Source organism: Blautia acetigignens (genome assembly GCF_025566865.1).
Lineage (GTDB): Bacteria > Bacillota > Clostridia > Lachnospirales > Lachnospiraceae > Blautia_A > Blautia_A acetigignens.
The window spans coordinates 526282-543978 of record NZ_JAOQJM010000001.1 but is presented as its reverse complement, the minus strand read 5'-3'; the positions used below and the strand labels follow the sequence as shown (position 1 = coordinate 543978).

Here is a 17697-nt window from a genome sequence, read left to right as displayed (position 1 = left end):
TATCAAAAATTCCGGAAAATGTAAGACAAGCAACAAGAGGAGATTGAAAAATGGATATTTTACAGGTGATCACCCAGGAACTTGGGGTGGAAAAATGGCAGGTAGAGGCTGCTGTGAAACTGATTGATGAGGGAAACACCATCCCTTTTATTTCTCGATACAGAAAGGAAGCTACCGGAACCTTAAATGACGAGCAGCTTCGTAATCTGAATGAAAGACTGACTTACCTGCGCAATCTGGAAGACAAAAAGAAACAGGTTCTTTCCAGCATTGAGGACCAGGGCAAGCTGACAAAAGAGCTGAAGGAGCAGATCCTTGCCGCCCAGACCCTGGTTGTTGTGGAGGATCTTTACCGCCCATACCGTCCGAAGAGACGTACCCGTGCCACCATTGCCAAGGAAAAAGGCCTTGAGCCACTGGCAAACATCATTATGCTTCAGATGACAAATAAGTCCATCGAGGAAGAAGCAGAGGCTTTTGTATCCGAGGAAAAAGAAGTAGCTTCCGTGGCAGAGGCTATTGCCGGTGCAAAGGATATTATTGCGGAGCATATTTCCGATGAGGCGGATTACAGAATCCATATCCGTGACCTGACCGCAAAGAAGGGAACTATCAGCTCGGTGGCAAAGGATCCTGAGGCACAGTCTGTTTATGAAATGTACTATGACTTCGAGGAGCCGATGAAGAAGCTTGCCGGCCATCGTGTGCTGGCGCTGAACCGCGGTGAGAAAGAGAAATTCCTTACCATCAAAGTTGCAGCTCCAGAAGAAGATATTATCCGTTACCTGGAGAAACAGGTAATCACCCGCGACAACCCGTTTACCACACCGATTCTTAAGGAAGTAACAGAGGACAGCTACAAGCGTCTGATCGCCCCTGCAATTGAACGTGAGATCAGAAGTGACCTGACAGAGAAGGCAGAGGACGGCGCGATCAAAGTCTTCGGCAAAAACTTAGAGCAGCTTCTGATGCAGCCTCCAATCGCTGGACAGACTGTACTTGGCTGGGATCCGGCCTTTCGAACCGGATGTAAGCTGGCAGTTGTAGATCCTACCGGAAAGGTACTGGATACCACTGTTGTTTACCCAACAGCACCTACCAATGAGAAAAAAATCCGTGCTGCTAAGGATACTGTTGAGGGAATGATCAAAAAATATGGCATTTCTCTGATTTCTGTGGGAAATGGCACGGCTTCCAGAGAATCTGAGCAGGTAATCGTGGACATGCTTAAGGAAATCCCGGAGGCAAAAGTTCAGTATGTCATTACAAATGAAGCAGGTGCTTCTGTTTATTCAGCAAGTAAGCTGGCAACAGAAGAATTCCCTAATTTTGATGTGGGACAAAGAAGTGCAGCTTCTATTGCAAGACGTGTGCAGGATCCGCTGGCAGAGCTGGTTAAGATTGATCCCAAATCTATCGGTGTAGGTCAGTATCAGCATGATATGAACCAGAAGAAGCTGGGCGAGGCACTGACCGGAGTGGTAGAAGATTCTGTAAATAAAGTTGGTGTAGACTTAAATACAGCTTCTGCATCCCTTCTTGAATATATTTCCGGCGTTTCCAAAGCTATAGCTAAGAATATTGTTGTTTATCGAGAAGAGAACGGTCGTTTTACTACCCGAAAAGAGCTTCTTAAGGTTGCTAAGCTAGGACCGAAGGCATTTGAGCAGTGTGCAGGCTTCATGCGTATTACAGGCGGAACCAATCCACTTGATGCTACCAGTGTACATCCGGAGAGCTATGAGGCTGCATCCCGTCTTCTTGAGAAGCTGGGATATTCAGCAGAAGATATTGCAGGAGGAAAGCTGGCAGGACTTGGAAGACAGATTAAGGATTACAAGAAACTGGCAGCAGAGCTGGAAATTGGTGAGATTACACTTCGTGATATCGTAAAAGAGCTTGAGAAGCCTGCCCGTGACCCTCGTGACGAGATGCCAAAGCCAATCCTTCGTACTGACGTTCTTGATATCAAGGATCTGAAGGAGGGCATGGTTCTGAAAGGAACTGTCCGTAATGTAATTGATTTTGGTGCCTTTGTGGATATCGGAGTGCATCAGGACGGACTTGTGCATATTTCCCAGATGAGTGAGAAGTTTATTAAACATCCTCTGGAAGCAGTAAGCGTAGGAGACGTTGTGGAAGTACGTGTACTTGGCGTGGATGAGAAAAAGAACCGCATCAGTCTTTCCATGAAAGGTCTGAACAAATAAAATGATACAGAATGTATTAACCGTATATCTGGCTGTTATCAATCTGATTGCCTTTGGCATGTACGGAGCGGACAAGCAGAAGGCAATCCATAAGCAGTGGAGAATTCCGGAAGCCCAGCTGCTTGCCGTGGCGGCTATTGGAGGCTCTGTTGGGGCTATTCTGGGAATGCAGTTTTTTCACCATAAGGCCAGAAAGTGGAAATTTCGTGTGGGTGTGCCGCTGATTCTGGCAGTTCAGCTGATATTGTGGAGAATGGTACAGTAAGCGGTGGATAAACAAGTGGAAGCAGGCCGATGACTGTGGAAAACGTTTGACGATGAGAAGCGGGAGATGATAATTTGGAAGAACAGGTAATTGAAAATGCAGTTCAGGAAACGGTACAGGAAACCGTAGATAAGGTCAATTTCAATATGAGTCAGCTCAAGGCTTACTTTAATGGACACATTCCGGATTTAATCGAGTTCGGGATGAAGGTGGTTTTATCAGTTCTTGCTTTTTATGCAGGAACGAAGCTGATCAAGTGGTTCCTGAAAATAACAAAAAGATCCATGGAAAAGGCTGGCGTAGATAAGGGAGTTGCCCAGTTTATCTGCTCCTTCGGAAAATTCCTGTTATATCTGATTCTGATCTTTAATATTGCTACTTATTTTGGCGTGAAGGAATCTTCAGTTGCGGCTCTTCTTGGAACTGCCGGTGTTACGATTGGTCTTGCTCTTCAGGGAGGACTGGAAAATCTGGCAGGTGGTGTAATGCTGTTACTGTTTAAACCTTTTCAGGTAGGTGATTACATTATTCAGGACCAGTCAGGTGGTACAGAAGGCACAGTGTATAAAATTGAGATGTTTTATACAACCCTTACAACAGTAGATAATAAGCATGTGATCATTCCAAATGGCAGGCTGTCCAACAGTACTATCATTAATGTAACTGCCCAGGCTTTGCGTAAGTTGGAAATTAAAGTAGGGATTTCCTATGATTCCGATATTAAAAAAGCCAAAAAGCTTCTTTATCACATTTTGCAGGAGGATCCCGGCACAAAGTCAGATAAGGAGATGCAGGTGTTTGTAGATGAACTGGGAGACAGCGCAGTGGTCCTGGGGCTTAGGGTCTGGGTCCCTACAGAGAAATACTGGAACATCAAATGGCGCCTGAATGAAAAAATAAAAATAGCATTCGATGCTAACGAAATTGGAATTCCTTATCCCCAGATGGATGTGCATGTGGTGGAGAAAAGAACGGAAGAATAAAAAAATATTTTTACTTCTTCTTGAAATTATTGTTTTTCTATTGTATAATCCACATGAATAAAGAAAATTTCTTCGGGGCAGGGTGATCGAGAACTTGAATATCGAAATTCCCTACCGGCGGTATAGTCCGCGACCCGCTTAGGCGGCTGATTTGGTGAAATTCCAAAACCGACAGTAAAGTCTGGATGAGAGAAGAACGCGCAGAATGATCAGATAAGTTGATATTTATTTGTACGTACTCATTGCCCCGGAAGAAATTCCGGGGCTTTTTGTGTGGATGGAAATAGCTGCTTGCTGCAGTGCTGGAAAAGATCCTAAGATTTTCTATTCGCATACTTGCAGAAATTTTCTTTAAATATTATAATTTAAGGAGTGACGAGTATGAGCGAACAAGTAATCAGAAATGGAAATGTAATGGAACGAAGCCGAACCAGAACCATTGCCCAGGTAGCAATGTTAGGTGCTGTGGCCGGCGTACTTATGAATTTTGAGGTGCCGCTTCCTTTTCTTGCTCCATCCTTTTACCAGCTGGATTTTTCCGAAATTCCGGCACTGATCGGTTCCTTTGCAATGGGACCTGTAGCGGGCATGCTGATCGAGCTGGTGAAGATTCTGGTTCATCTGGTAACCAAAGGAACTATGACAGCAGGTGTTGGAGATGTGGCGAACTTCATCTTTGGCTGCTCTTATGTAATTCCGGCAGGCCTGATCTACCGCTACCAGCATAAGAAAACAAGAACACATGCAGTTGCCGGAATGGCAGTTGGTGTAATTCTTACCACTATCCTTGCATGCTTTATAAATGCATTTGTTCTTCTTCCGGCATACGGAAAGGCATTTGGAATGCCGGTTCAGGCATTTATCGAGATGGGCGCAGCAGTACACAGTGGTGTTACGAACCTTCTTACCTTTGCAATTATGATTCTTGTGCCATTTAACTTATTTAAATACACATTAACCTCAGTGATCGTATTCTTTATTTATAAAAGAATTCGTGTAATCCTTCGCGGTGACTGATGAAAAGAGGTTCCTATGGGAAAAATCAACAGCATTACCAAGCAGACAGATAACCGTTATGTAAACCTTTATAATGTAAAGGCAACCAGTGTACATAACACACCTGTGAATTACTTCGTGGCATCCCGTGCCAGAGATGTGGAGAGCCTGAAGCTTGTAACCCGCAAAAACAAACCAGATGGCGTAATTATTTACAGTATTTACGGAGAAAACCACGACAAGGTGGTATTGATTCGGCAGTATCGCTACACGCTGGGAGATTATATTTATGAATTTCCGGCAGGACTGGTAGAACCAGATGAAAATTATCATGAGGGTGCAGTCCGTGAGATGTACGAGGAAACAGGCTTAAAGCTGGAACCGATTCCGGTAGCAGAGGCCTATCAGAAGCCTTATTTTACCACGGTAGGGATGACAGATGAATCCTGTGCGACTGTGTACGGATATGCCAGCGGTCAGATCAGCTCCAAGGCTCAGGAGGCTACAGAGGAGATTGAAGTTGTTCTTGCGGATAAAGAAGAAGTGAAGCGTATTTTACAGGAGGAGAATGTGGCAATCATGACTGCCTATATGCTGATGCATTTTCTGGAAGATAAGGAGCCATTTGCATTTTTGAATCAAATAAAATGATGATATATTTTAGCATTAGATTGTAAATTACAAAATCCCCGGGAATTTTCAGAAGCTGAACATAATTGGAATGCTTCGTGAAATGAATCCACGGGGATTTTGTTTTCTTATTATGCAATTGAAACGACGCTATTCATAAACCTCCATATCCGGCTGGGCACTGTCTGAACCGTCAGAACCATCTGCTCCGGAGTCAGCACCAGGGGCTACATAATCCCAGTTGTTATCTTCACTTGGCTCATAGCCATCGCCGGGAGTCTCTGTGTAATCCGGAATCGCAGGAGCATCTCCTCCAGAAGTATCCCCTCCAGAAGTATCCCCTCCGGAAGCATCCCCTCCGGAAGTATCTCCGGAGCCATCACCGGTATCCTCAGAAGGATAAGTGATCTGATCACTGCCAGAAGAATCGCCGCTGTTTGCAGGATCTGAGCTGTCACCGGAAGTATCAGGTTCATAGTAATCCTGGCTGTTGTCATAAGAAGTATCATAGTTGCTTTCCTGGTTATAAATAGGAAATTCTGTTTGTTCGGCAGCAGCTTCTGCTTCGGCAGCTGTCTCAGGTGCTTCTACCAAAGTAGTCTTGGCTGTAGGAACCCGGCTCTCCTTTGGAACTACCACGGAAATTCCAAACATAGCCACGCTAAGCAAAATGGCTGTGGAAGCAATGCGAAATTCATCTCTGTATTTCATAAGTATTTTACCTCATAAGTATGTTCAAAACTGTTTTATTCAATCAACGTCCCCATTATAACATATCTGCAGCAAAAAATGTAAAAAAGATATAGAGCATATTTTGGAAATATAATCTAAAACAATTCCTTTTTCAGCGGAAATGGAAGTAGAAATATGGTATACTGAAGTATATTTAAACAGGTTTTATAACAGTGCAATGGCTTTAATAAAAATATAGAAAAGAGGATGGTTATGGGATTACAATATCATGTGAAAAAAATAGAACGAAAAGAGCAGATTGAACATTGTGAAAAGTTCTTTATTAATCAATATATGTGGAACAGCAAACAGAGCCCACTTGTCTACGGATGGATGGGATATGTGGAAGGGGAAGGACTGTTTGTGAAAATGGTTTGCGAAGAAAAAAATCCTCTCAGACGGTATTACAGGCACAATGATCCGGTTTATACAGATAGTGCAATGGAAATTTTTCTTGCTTTCCCAGAGGAAAACCAGGCACTTTCAAATGAATGTATGTATACAAATTTTGAGATCAATGCAAACGGTGCAATGCTTGCCAATTATGGACGCGGGAGAAAAAGCAGATGCTCCATTAGCGAAGAGCAGTTTGCCATGACTGGTGTGAAGGCAGCTGTAGAAGAGAATAAATGGTATCTGGAGGTACTTTTCCCGGAAGAATATCTCAAAGAAATCTGTGATTTTGAAGAAATAAAAAAGGGCAGAAGCTTTTACTGTAATTTCTATAAAATTTCAGAGTCAGAGGAAATTCTGCATTTCGGAAGCTACTCTCCCATTGAAAGTGAGAAACCTGATTTTCACCTGCCGGTCTGCTTCGCAGAGGCAGTGATGGCATAACAACACCATTGGAGGAGTACAAGCAGCCCTGGTTTTGATGTTATGGATTAAGGACAGGAAACTTACAAGTTTGGCTCAAAAACTCAGGATGCAAGACATTTTGACAAGTTCCCGCTTTTCTTCTCGATATTCCCTAGGGGTCACCTGATAGTGCTTTTTGAAGGCTTTGCAAAAATAATCTACATTGTGAAAACCAGTTTCGGCTGAAATGGTGCTGACTTTTTTCTCTGTATGGGAAAGCAGAAGGGCAGCCTGTTTCAGCCGATAGTTTATGAGATAATTAACTGGCGTGATGTGAAGATAGCTCCGAAAAAGATTTAGGGCAGAGCTTTTACTGATCATAGACTGTGCGGCGATCTCATCCAGGGAAAGATTTCTTCTGTAATTTTCGTGAATGAACTGCATCATCAGCTGGAGCCTTGCACGGTTTACAGAGAATTGCCCAGTGACTTCCGATGTAGTGGAAAGGTCTGTATGTTCATATATTTCCAGCCAGAGCTGCTGCATAAGGGCTGAGGTCAGAAGATGGCAGGAAGAACCGGAAGCCTGTGCAGAAATAATTTGCTTCATAAGATCCAGAATTCTGGATTGCCAGGAAATTTCCCTGCGAAAAGTCCAAAAAGGAATATTTGATGAAACGATAGGCTTCACATAGTTTTGGTAGATATAGCTGTCTGTAGCTGCAAGGAAAGAGGGCATGCAGAGAAAGTTTGGGATGACAGCATCCTCAGGAGAGGAAAAACGGTGAAGGAATTTGGAGTTAATAAAAATGCCGCTGTCTGTTGGCAACTCCAGCTGCTTTTCCCCAATCCAGGCAGTTACGGTTTCGGATTGAACATATACAAATTCCAGCTCCGTATGCCAGTGCCAGTCTATACAGTTAAAATCAAACTGGGCTAAATGTTCATAATAGTAGCGAAAGGGATAGTCCTGGCTTCCGTGAGACTGGGTCTCCATTAAATTTTCGTCTGTAACAATTTTGGTATATACGTTGGTTTCTTTCATATCTGGTTTATCCTTTGTTTTACGATATTATACAATAAAAATCGAAAATAATCCAATGAAAAATACAATCAAATATAATATAATCCAATAAGACAAAAATCTTCTTCAAAGAAGAAAAAAGGAGAACCAATCATGCCAAATTACCAAAAAACCAAACGAGCCTGTTATCTGGGTTTTATTACCCAGGCTATAGCAGCCAATTTTGCACCGCTGCTGTTTCTGAAATTTCACACAGATTATCATATTTCCCTTGGAAATATTGCATTGATTTCCACCTGTTTTTTCTTTACCCAGCTGCTGATAGATTTGTTTTGTGCCCGGTTTGTAGACAAAATCGGATATCGTGTGTGCATTGTGACTTCTGAAATCAGTTCCGCTTTAGGACTGGTTGGGCTGGCATTTCTTCCGGAGCTTTTGCCAGATCCTTTTATGGGAATTATCATCAGTGTTATTGTTTATGCTGTTGGAAGCGGACTGATTGAAGTGCTTTGCAGTCCCATTATGGAAGCGTGTCCTTTCGAAAATAAAGAGGCAACTATGAGTCTTCTTCATTCCTTCTATTGCTGGGGGTCTGTGGGAACCATTGCAGTTTCCACCCTGTTTTTCGCAGTTTTTGGAATGGACAGCTGGAAGTGGCTGGCAGTTTTGTGGGCAATCGTTCCAACCATTAATGTTTACAATTTTGCTACTTGTCCTATCAAGCATCTGGTGGACGAAGGGAAAGGAATGAAAATCGGGGAACTGTTTCGTAAGCCTGTGTTCTGGATCGCTGTGTGTCTGATGGTGTGTTCCGGGGCATCAGAGCTGTCCATGTCCCAGTGGGCATCTGCCTATGCAGAGGCGGCACTTGGACTGTCTAAGACCATCGGAGACTTGGCTGGTCCCTGTATGTTTGCCATTACGATGGGAATCAGCCGTGTGATTTTTGGAAAATACGGAGATAAAATGGATCTGATGAAATTTATGGCAGGCTCCGGAATTTTATGCGTATTCTGCTATCTTCTTGCATCTCTGTCCTCCAATCCGGCAGCCGGATTGATTGGCTGTATTGTCTGTGGATTTTCCGTTGGAATAATGTGGCCGGGTACTATTAGTATATCCTCTAAGAAATTTCCGGCAGGCGGAACCGCCATGTTCGCCCTTCTTGCCATGGCAGGAGATCTTGGAGGCAGCATAGGGCCTGGAATCGTCGGCCGTGTCACCCAGAATGCCGGAGATAATATCCGCATAGGTATGGGCGTAGGACTGATTTTCCCAGTGGTGCTGCTGATAATGGTTTTTTTGCTTGGAAAGGTGAAAGCAGAGGAAAAATAACTGGTATTTAAAAATGTAATAAGAAGGCTGAGGCATTATTTAAAGCGGATTGGCGTAAATTAAAGATGAGTATACACTATGAGCATGCATACGATGCAAAATGGAGGGAATATGCCAGATCAGAAGCTGGATAATCTTTTAAACCTTGCGCTGGATGCTACAGAAGAGGAAAGAGAGAAATCCCGGAACCTGAATGTAGGGTATGAGAAACAAACACGAAAGTGGGAAATTATTGTGAAGTATAGTGAGGTGGGAAAAGATGAGGATTCTGTTGAGGCGTTGCTAGGCGGAAGCGAAATCTCCGTGGTCTCCCTCCTTGGAGGATACGCTATTGTGACGCTTCCTGAAAGTATGCTGGACGAATATTCCAGGCGGCCACAGATAGAATTTATAGAAAAGCCTACCCGTCTGTATTTTGAAGACTTTTTTTCAAAAGAGGCAAGCTGTATTACCCAGGTACAGCGCAATGAGCCGGGAAATTTACAGCTGACAGGACGAGGCGTGCTGGTTGGAATTGTGGATTCTGGTGTGGATTACCGTCATCTGGCATTTCTCACAGCAGATGGAAAGTCCAGGATATTGCGTTTGTGGGATCAGGGCATTCCCGGTAATCCGCCGAAGGGATATGCAACAGGAACTGAATATACGAATGAGGAAATCAATGAGGCGCTGTCCCTTTCTGTACAAGAGGGGAGGCGCCTTGTTCCGTCTGAAGATGGAAGCGGTCATGGAACAGCTGTGCTTGGAGTAGCTGCAGGCAGCGATTTTTCCCGTGGCGCAGTGAACCGGGGCGTGGCATATGAAAGTGACCTTCTGGTTGTGAAAATGGGAATTCCAAGACAGGATTCTTTTCCAAGAACTACAGAGCTTATGCAGGGAGTAGACTATCTGGTGCGGCAGGCACTGGCTATGGGACGACCAATGGTAATCAATTTAAGTTTTGGAAATAACTATGGCTCACATGAACCTTATAATTAAGGGAAAACATAAGAAAACACTGATATTTCCTGTGTTTTCAGGCAATTCAGTGTTTTACTCGGATTCATGTTTGGTTGTTGTTTGAGTCTTATAATACTCGGTCAGGATCATGTTAATCTGCTGGGAACGTGTACGATAGTTCGCTTTTGCATCCTTATCAATCTCAGCAACCAGTTCTTTGGACAAAGTAGTATAGACCTGAATATTGTTGGAACTGATAGCCATGTGGCACCTCCGATTCAATTTAATAGAATTATTCTATCATACTTCTTCGGGAGGGGCAATGTGAACTGAAAATTGAAGAATTATTGTTACTGTAAAATTGGAACGGTCGTAAAGAAAATCTATGAATAGAGAACGATAAGAAAGGTAGAACAGACAATGAAGAAAACAATTTTTGAAGAGATGGGCGGTACTTATATCAGACATGGGGATTATCTTATCCCTGCTCTTACCTTACCGAAGGAAGAAGAACAAAGGGTTGTCGGTGTATGGGGACAAAGACATTTGCGGTATTTGAAGGAATACCGCAGATTGCTATATCTGAATATGCTTACAAGCGGCAGGCTGAATGGTTATTTGGCTGATATAGAAGAACAGGCACAGGAACGCTTTGAAAGACTTGTAGAACAGATGAAACAGGCACAAGGCATTACAGAACAGCTAAAGGTGGAAAATGTCTTGGAATGGATAGGAAGAATGAACAATATACAAGTATGTGCGAGGGAGATTGTGGATAAAGAGATAATTTATCAAGAATGAAATGTAAGATAAATAGTGTATAAAATGTAGCAGGGCATCATAAGATAAAATTGTAATTGCATTTTCCACATAGTTCGTGTAAAATGTAATTAGAAAAGCTGTGCATCAGCGGTGGGTTGACACCTAAAATCTGATACGTTTTCCGAACGAAGGTGTCGGAGGTTGGCAGGCAACGGAAAAACCTGATATTTTCCAGACGAAGGTGCTGGAGGTTGGCAGACAACGGAAAAATCAACCATGAGAAGGGAATGTTTAGTGCTGCGGCGTGAACATTCCCTTCTCTAAATTTTATGGGATAAGGATTAAGTTATGGACAAAAGACGTGCAATTCAGATTATGACAAAAGCGGCACAACTATATAAAGAACATCTTGAGGATCAGAAGGTTTTGTTCCTATATGGCTTACCGAAAGAGGTGAATAAGCAATTACAGGAAAGTAATAAGATTTTGTCATCTGTACAGGGATATGAAGTTGTTTTCCATAGATACAATTTTTTACATTTGACAGGAGTTCGATTGAATAAAAAAGAGACAGCTTCTGCAATTCATTTTTACCAGAAATGCCTGGATAAGCGATTAACAGAAAATGATTTTGTTTTTGCAAAAGATGGCTCTACGGGGCAAAAATTGGATATATTGGAACGTATGATGCTTATTAAGAAAAACGTAACAATGATAGGAGAATTTACAGATCGAGGACCGAAATTATATACAGAAAAAGCTGCCGGGAATATATGTGGTTGTATTGGCTTCGTAAAAGATAAAAATACGAAATTAAATGTACCGAACACATTGCTGAAAAAGGACATCAGAGATGTAACAGCACAGCCTACATATAAAGTATTTGCTGTAATATCAAAACACTATACAGATGAGAAATATACAAATCTTGTGAAGATGGACAAAAGTATTGATTTGAAAGAGTGTTGTTTCTCAGAAACAATAGAAAATATGATAGATAGAGAAAATCTATAATGAAATATAAAGAAACCATGCTACTGCTTTTTGTAACAGTATCATGGTTTTATTGTTTGTCGTCTATATTTTAAGTTGATTATTACTTTACAAAATTGGCAATGTTATAATTATCATTGATTTTAGAAGAAGGGAGTATCGAGGGAAATTAGTGGAACTGGTTTTGCAAGCATAGCGTTTGGATATCCAAACGCACTTTGGGAGCCCCCCAAACCCCATTTGTTGGCTTTACAAAGTAGGAATTTTTTGCTCAAGATAAAAAGAGAGTGCGTAAGCGGAAAGAAATCAAATTATGCTTACGCACTTTGTGCCTCACTTTTGCTCGGTGGTTAGCAGTTTGTGAATTATTGGGATGAAGCAATATAACTGTTTTGAGAAAACGGGATATTTTTTATATTAGTAGTTTAAACATTATAGTTCTGTGTTGTGCGATTTTTGCCTGGATTGAACAGGATGTTTTTTTTGCAATTCCTGTTTCCTCTGATATTCAAGTTCCCAGGTACGATGAGAGAAGCTATAGGGATCTTCCATATTGAGATCATCCACTTCATGGGTTGCGATATCACGATAGTGATAGTCATAATATTCACCAAAAGTACCTTTGAGCTGCTCAATCAGTTTCTCTCGGAAAGTAGGTCGTATCTGGATTCTGGCATCCAGTAATTCTGTATATTGCTCTGGTTTAGGCCGGAGTTTTTCCTCTTGGAAAGCGACAGCATCTTTTTCAAGCTGCTCTTTGAGAGCCATATCCTGAGAATCGAGAATATCCAGATTCTTATCCATCTGGTCGTATTTTCTGGAAAGGCTCGCCATATCTTTCTCTGTGGAGCATTCAGCCTGAAACAGCAGCTGTTCTTTGGCAGATTTCAGTTCCTCGATTTCTTCTGTTACGGTTGTAAGCTGCTGGTTTAACTTTATATGCTGGAAAGGATTTAGAATACTGGTTTTACTTTTTTGCACATTTAGTTCTTTCTTTTCAGTAACTTTCGCTTTGAGCTTTTTCTTAATGGTATCATATTTATTTAGGATAGGACGAAAATGCTGCATCCAGTCATGGATCACTTCTTTTTGCATTTCATTATGAAGTAAATGATATTGTGTAAAAATCATATGATTGCGGATTGCTTCTAATGTTTCTGCAATTACCGGAATAGATTTTTCGACAGCTTGAACCAATTTTTTTATCTGTGTTTTTAATTCCCGTAGTATTCTGTTATCCGCACGAACCCGACGGTTGATTTCACACCGGTCTGCTATCATGCCTTTCTTTTCCATATTCTGGGCAATGTAGCCTTCGTGGATGGTTGGCTGTTCAGTGATTCCCTGAGCTGCAAAACTGCGGTGATCAATGGCGGCATTTATCTGATTAAGGGCAAGCATTTTATTTACGGCATCTGCCCAGTTTGCTCTCCAGAGGCAGAGCTGTTCCTCACTGTTCCATTGTTCGGAAATCGGGTTTTGTCTGCCATACCGGGTGCTTTTTGGATGTTTGTCGATACGTTCATAACCTTTCTCCTGTGCTGCCGAGGGAGTCAGATATACTTTCTTTTTCCCAGCTTTATAACGATACTGTTTTTCCCAGCCCTCTTTCTGAGCATCCTTAAATTCAGAAGCAGTAAATCCCTTTTCCTCTCCATCTTTGATGCATAGATATTCTTTTTCGGTTTTATACTGCCATGTTCCGTTTTCGTTTAATGGACGGACAGTAAGTAGAATGTGTGCATGGGGATTGTGACCATCTGTATCGTGAATGGCGAAATCGGCACACATTCCCATATCTACAAAATTCTTTTGAATAAAATTCTGAAGAAGAGAAATATTGCTGTCTTTATCCAACTCAATAGGGAGTGCGACAACAAATTCTCTTGCCAGTCGGCTGTCTTTTGTTTTTTCAGCAGCTTCTACAGCATTCCAGAGTTGCTCCCGGTTTTTCCATTTAGGCGGAGCCATAGGGGGAAGCATTACTTCCTGATAGATCAGTCCATGTTTTCGGGTGTAGTCATGCTGGATGCCATCGTAATCATTGTATATGCGGCTACAGCTCATATAAGCAGATGCAGCGACAGCAGACCGCCCGGAACCACGGCTGACGACCTTGGCTTGCATATGATAAATTGCCATATCTGGCACCTCCTTTCGATGTTGCCTGCAACAGCGGATAGCCCTCGGCAGAGCGCACGAGCCCCGTAGGGGATACCACCGCCCGATTTATCGGGTGGTGAGTAAGTGCGCCCTTCGGGAGTAGAACTTGTGTATTTACATTCCTCTTAGCCGGAGCATCAGCTCCCGCTTTAGGGTATCTAAATCCATTTCTTTAATATGTGGAGCAATGCTTTCCAGAATCGCTCCTTCTTGAATCAATCTGCGTGTTCTGGCATTACGTTCCTTTTTACGGTTTCTTGCTTCGATTTCTTCCAGTCTGTGTTTTGCCTGTAAAAGCACTTTTTCTTCTGGTGTCATAATTCTTTTATTTGCCATATCTGGCACCTCCTTTTTATGCCCGTATCCGGGCGATTTAGTTTTAAAATCTTGTGGTTTAGTACTATAGTTTTAGATAACTGACAGTGGCATGTCTCTGGTGATAAATAAGAAAAGAAAGTAGTACTACTGTCAGTGAAAAATAGTTATTGTGCGATGCTGCTTTGTTTCAACTCTGGTTTGAAGTGTGATTATCTAACAGAATTTTTTTCGTTTTTTTTAAATTAGCTGTTGCATTGTCCTGACGGATATTCCGGTTATTGATACGGATGGGAACACATCTCTCCAGAATCCGGTCATAAATTCGCTTGTGTGCGATATCAGCGGCGTTATTCAGCTCTGATAAAGTGAGATTGGTTGTTATGATCAGGGGCTTTTTACTGCGGTAACGGCTGTCAATCACATTGAATACCTGTTCCAGTGCAAAGTCAGAGTTCCGTTCAATTCCGAGGTCATCAATGATCAGAAGGCTGTAGCGGTTTAAGCTGTGGATGAACTGATTCCTGTCTTCAAAATGCATTCCGGTAAGGGTATTCAGAATCCGGGAAAAGTTGGTCATCAGTACCGGGACGCCTTTTTCCAGAAGGGCATTGGCAATGCAGCCTGCAAAGAAAGATTTTCCAGTACCGACATCGCCCCAGATGAGAAGTCCGGAAGCGTTTGCTTTCATCTCTTCCCAGTTACTTACATAATTGTGTGCAAGTTTCATTTCCGGATTGCTGCCGTTATCTTTGGCAAAGGTGTAGTCATAAAGTGATTTGTCCTGTAAGCCGCTGGTTTTGAGATGCTCTATTTCCATTTGCTTTTCATGAAGTTTTCTCTGGGCTTCCTCCTGTTCAAAGATCTCCTGCTGGCACTTACAGCGGATGGAAGGAATAAGAACCTTTCCCTGTAATTCATGCCTGCACTGTCTTGGCGTATTGCATTTGGAACAGTAGATCAGGTGATTTGTTTCGTTAAAATATTCATCAGACTGAAGCTCTCTGTTTGGTGTGATAGCTGTTGGTTTTTCTGTAAATGTTGTCATAATGTTTCGTATTCCTCACTTTCATAATTTCGTTGCCGGGAAACAGGATGATCCTGTCTTGCCCAACGGATGATGGTAGCTGCATGGTTTTGGTATTGCTTTCCGGTAGAAGCCATATAACCGGATAAGCGTTCCATATAGTCCTGCCAGTCAGGGATTGTCTGCCGGATATTTTCCAGCTCCGTCTCTGACAGAAAAACATTTTGAAATGTTCCATAGGGTGAGCGTGGCTCTTTACTCCCTCTTATTGTTAAATGGTTCTTTTTTATCTCTTTCTTATTACTGGACAGTTTTCTGTCTGTATCAGGGAAAGAATCCTGTCTGTCAATAGGACAGTTTTCTGTCTGTCTTGAGGAAAGAATTCTGTCTGTATTGCTGAGGGTTTCTTTCGGGATTTTTACATAGATCCGATTAGGGTGTCCGGGTCCCTGCCGTTTTCGGAAGATAAGCTCTTGTTTTTCCAGTACTGCCAGAGCAGTTTTCACCGTCATCTGGCTTTTGTGGAGAACTTCTGCCAGTGCTTCAATCGTAAAGTAGAGGAACACATGACCATTTGTATCTGACCAGCCCTCATTTTTCTGGGAAAGCCTTGCACGGTCGAGCAGGATCATATAAAGCATTTTGGCAGTTTCGTTTATTTCCATGTCCAGAAGAAAACGGGGAAACATCATATAAGATGGCAGGCTTGTGTCTGCTGTCAGAAAGTCCGTCATGTGTTCACCTCCAATCACAATGGTTTATTCTCCAAGAAAATCCCAGTCTATATCACGATCCGGCTGTTCTTTTTCAGGAGCTGGAAAGGGCATCCTGATGGGGGATTCCCTTTCCAACATGCCTGCAGTCAGCCCGGACAGAAAAATCGGCAATGACTGTTTCAGGCTGTGTTCTACTGCTTCTACAATCTGTTTCACAAAAAGTTCTTCCCGTTCCCTTGTTTCCAGATAGGGATCAGCCTGAGTGCGGTAGTAGCGGTCAAAATAATCGACCAGTGCAAGGGAGATTACCTGGCTGTAAGATTTAAAATTCTGTCTGTCCATCGTCTGTAAATATTCCCAGGCTCTCCGCTGCTGGTCTTTGTCCAGATTAAATCGCAGGTTTGTGTTGCGGATATGGTTCTGCATGGCTTATCCCCTCCTTTTCAGGCTCATATAAGCCAGAGATTCATAACCTTTGGCAGTGGCACAGATATCATCAAGGATGGTAACTCGTGATTTGTCATACGCTCCAAAGTTACGGATCAGGCATCCACCGCCTCCGACCACATACAGGCGCATCAGGCCAGGATTGTATTCATATTTGCGGAGCGTGGCAAAAATATCTGTGACATACTGTCTGGCAACAGCAGTAATACAATCCAGATAAGACGCTGAAATGTCAGCGGTTCCAAACCGCAGAATCTGCTCTACGGTAGATTCTTCAATCTTTACTCCGAAGTTGTCCAGAACAGCGTTTTTAGCGGCAATCATGCATTGGTTTACGCCAAACTTTTCTGTCCAGCACCGGCTTTCCTGTGCTTTCTTATTATTGATATACAGAATGTTCATGGTTCCGTTGCCGATATCTGCAAGAAGATTTGTCCCCTTGAAATCTCCAAGTCGGTTTACGATAGCCGGATATCCCTGCGGGTAAAGGCTGCATCCCACAAAACGGAGATGATACTCTTTGCTGTTAAATCGGTAATGGACTTCTGGATTCTGGAGCAGATAGGAACGGAAATCTTCTCTCTGGTTTCTGATCCATGTCAGAGGAAGCCCGGCAGCCAGATGAACGTCTGCTTCACGGATGGAAAAGACATTCAGTTCCCTTGCAATCGCCATGAGAGTTAGAAGATAATATTCTTCGTCCATAGCTTTATCTGGGATAAATTCTTTGTGTCCTTCGCCAATCCGGTAGTAAATGCCGTTATATTCCAGAATATTCCCGGTGAAGATGGGTTCTGTTTCATAGGCTTTGATTCCGGTTGGTGTGACGGTATTTGCTGTTTTCATGTTGCCGTAGCCGTGATCTACAGCAATGATTTTTGTGTTTCTGAGTTCTCGCATAAAAAACACCTCCATTTTCGTATTGATTAATTCAGCAGGCTGTACCGGTGTGGTACTGCTTTGCTGTGAGATAAGCATACGAAAGTTGGAGGAAAAAGACATTGAGGGAAAATTGAGTTGGAATTGAAAAATAGGATATAATTTTGTAAAATAGAGCAATTTCTTTAGTTTTTTATAGCCCTGCATTTTTTTGTTATAAACGTTCATTAAATGTTGACATGTTATTATATGAATGGTAAAATTGTACAATAAAATGTGGAAAGTTGGATGGAATTTATTGAATTATAATAAAACTAATCGTACTTAACTGGCGGCTTATGTATTTGTAGAACTTAGAATAATAGAAAATTTAAAATATTATCAATTTTTACAGCTGTTGCAATGCTTTCAGTAGGAACAACAGTTTTTGCAAGTCCTTAACTGTTGTTTGATAAGGAGTGTAGTTTTATACAAATAGTGATAT

At 42.3% G+C, this 17697-nt stretch carries 19 protein-coding genes and 1 riboswitch; of the genes, 10 read left to right on the top strand and 9 right to left on the bottom strand.

Features of this window, described 5'->3' with window-relative positions:
* Positions 1-50 precede the first annotated feature (50 nt).
* The 5 genes from OCV70_RS02465 to OCV70_RS02445 all read left to right on the top strand — a co-directional run bounded on the left by OCV70_RS02465 (position 51) and on the right by OCV70_RS02445 (position 5105).
* Positions 51-2210 (top strand): Tex family protein, encoded by a 2160-nt coding sequence (locus OCV70_RS02465; protein WP_173765663.1) that lies wholly within the window; start codon positions 51-53, stop codon positions 2208-2210.
* Position 2211: 1 nt separating this feature from the next.
* Positions 2212-2475: a DUF1294 domain-containing protein gene (locus OCV70_RS02460; RefSeq protein ID WP_173765665.1), complete on the top strand. Its 264-nt coding sequence runs from the start codon at positions 2212-2214 to the stop codon at positions 2473-2475.
* 74 nt (positions 2476-2549) lie between these two features.
* Positions 2550-3458, top strand: a complete 909-nt coding sequence (locus OCV70_RS02455; RefSeq protein WP_317259438.1) for a mechanosensitive ion channel family protein — start codon at positions 2550-2552, stop codon at positions 3456-3458.
* A 64-nt stretch (positions 3459-3522) separates the two neighbouring features.
* Positions 3523-3659, top strand: a riboswitch (FMN riboswitch).
* Between the two features lie 180 nt (positions 3660-3839).
* The gene (locus tag OCV70_RS02450) at positions 3840-4475 is read left to right on the top strand and encodes an ECF transporter S component (protein ID WP_021925688.1); all 636 of its coding nucleotides are present in this window, start codon (positions 3840-3842) and stop codon (positions 4473-4475) included.
* A 15-nt stretch (positions 4476-4490) separates the two neighbouring features.
* Positions 4491-5105 (top strand): NUDIX hydrolase, encoded by a 615-nt coding sequence (locus OCV70_RS02445; protein ID WP_021925687.1) that lies wholly within the window; start codon positions 4491-4493, stop codon positions 5103-5105.
* 129 nt (positions 5106-5234) lie between these two features.
* Here OCV70_RS02445 and OCV70_RS02440 read toward each other — a convergent pair whose 3' ends face one another.
* Complete coding sequence (locus OCV70_RS02440; protein WP_262579139.1) at positions 5235-5795, bottom strand: hypothetical protein; 561 nt, start codon at positions 5793-5795, stop codon at positions 5235-5237.
* A 234-nt stretch (positions 5796-6029) separates the two neighbouring features.
* Here OCV70_RS02440 and OCV70_RS02435 point away from each other — a divergent pair, with 234 nt between their 5' ends.
* A complete protein-coding gene (locus OCV70_RS02435) occupies positions 6030-6653 on the top strand; it encodes a carbohydrate-binding family 9-like protein (RefSeq protein WP_117851189.1) in 624 nt (207 codons plus the stop codon).
* Positions 6654-6728: 75 nt separating this feature from the next.
* Here the strand turns inward: OCV70_RS02435 and OCV70_RS02430 are convergent, their stop codons facing one another.
* Positions 6729-7658 carry a helix-turn-helix domain-containing protein gene (locus OCV70_RS02430; RefSeq protein ID WP_186901777.1) on the bottom strand — a complete coding sequence of 310 codons (930 nt, stop codon included), beginning with the start codon at positions 7656-7658 and terminating at the stop codon, positions 6729-6731.
* 132 nt (positions 7659-7790) lie between these two features.
* Here OCV70_RS02430 and OCV70_RS02425 point away from each other — a divergent pair, with 132 nt between their 5' ends.
* Together OCV70_RS02425 and OCV70_RS02420 are read left to right on the top strand one after the other, a co-directional pair.
* Entirely contained in the window at positions 7791-8972 is a 1182-nt protein-coding gene (locus tag OCV70_RS02425) for an MFS transporter (RefSeq protein ID WP_173765669.1), read from the top strand.
* A 111-nt stretch (positions 8973-9083) separates the two neighbouring features.
* Positions 9084-9950, top strand: a complete 867-nt coding sequence (locus tag OCV70_RS02420) for a S8 family serine peptidase (RefSeq protein WP_262579138.1) — start codon at positions 9084-9086, stop codon at positions 9948-9950.
* Positions 9951-10004: 54 nt separating this feature from the next.
* Here OCV70_RS02420 and OCV70_RS02415 read toward each other — a convergent pair whose 3' ends face one another.
* Positions 10005-10175 carry a hypothetical protein gene (locus OCV70_RS02415; RefSeq protein ID WP_005428285.1) on the bottom strand — a complete coding sequence of 57 codons (171 nt, stop codon included), beginning with the start codon at positions 10173-10175 and terminating at the stop codon, positions 10005-10007.
* A 156-nt stretch (positions 10176-10331) separates the two neighbouring features.
* On the opposite strand from OCV70_RS02415, the gene OCV70_RS02410 reads away from it, so the two are divergent.
* On the top strand, positions 10332-10712 hold the full coding sequence (locus tag OCV70_RS02410; protein WP_005428283.1) for a TnpV protein: 381 nt from the start codon (positions 10332-10334) through the stop codon (positions 10710-10712).
* Between the two features lie 309 nt (positions 10713-11021).
* Positions 11022-11687, top strand: a complete 666-nt coding sequence (locus tag OCV70_RS02405; protein WP_005428282.1) for a PBECR4 domain-containing protein — start codon at positions 11022-11024, stop codon at positions 11685-11687.
* Between the two features lie 411 nt (positions 11688-12098).
* Here the strand turns inward: OCV70_RS02405 and mobQ are convergent, their stop codons facing one another.
* From mobQ to OCV70_RS02375, 6 genes are all read right to left on the bottom strand, one after another.
* Positions 12099-13808: a MobQ family relaxase gene (gene mobQ / locus OCV70_RS02400; RefSeq protein ID WP_023924145.1), complete on the bottom strand. Its 1710-nt coding sequence runs from the start codon at positions 13806-13808 to the stop codon at positions 12099-12101.
* Between the two features lie 135 nt (positions 13809-13943).
* Positions 13944-14165, bottom strand: a complete 222-nt coding sequence (locus tag OCV70_RS02395) for a hypothetical protein (protein WP_005428277.1) — start codon at positions 14163-14165, stop codon at positions 13944-13946.
* Between the two features lie 169 nt (positions 14166-14334).
* Entirely contained in the window at positions 14335-15192 is an 858-nt protein-coding gene (locus OCV70_RS02390; RefSeq protein ID WP_005428275.1) for an ATP-binding protein, read from the bottom strand.
* Complete coding sequence (locus OCV70_RS02385) at positions 15189-15905, bottom strand: replication initiator protein A (protein WP_005428274.1); 717 nt, start codon at positions 15903-15905, stop codon at positions 15189-15191. Before OCV70_RS02385 ends, OCV70_RS02390 begins: the two co-directional genes overlap by 4 nt.
* A 24-nt stretch (positions 15906-15929) precedes the next feature.
* Positions 15930-16313 carry a hypothetical protein gene (locus tag OCV70_RS02380; protein ID WP_005428271.1) on the bottom strand — a complete coding sequence of 128 codons (384 nt, stop codon included), beginning with the start codon at positions 16311-16313 and terminating at the stop codon, positions 15930-15932.
* Between the two features lie 3 nt (positions 16314-16316).
* The gene (locus tag OCV70_RS02375; RefSeq protein ID WP_009245410.1) at positions 16317-17234 is read right to left on the bottom strand and encodes a ParM/StbA family protein; all 918 of its coding nucleotides are present in this window, start codon (positions 17232-17234) and stop codon (positions 16317-16319) included.
* Positions 17235-17697 lie beyond the last annotated feature (463 nt).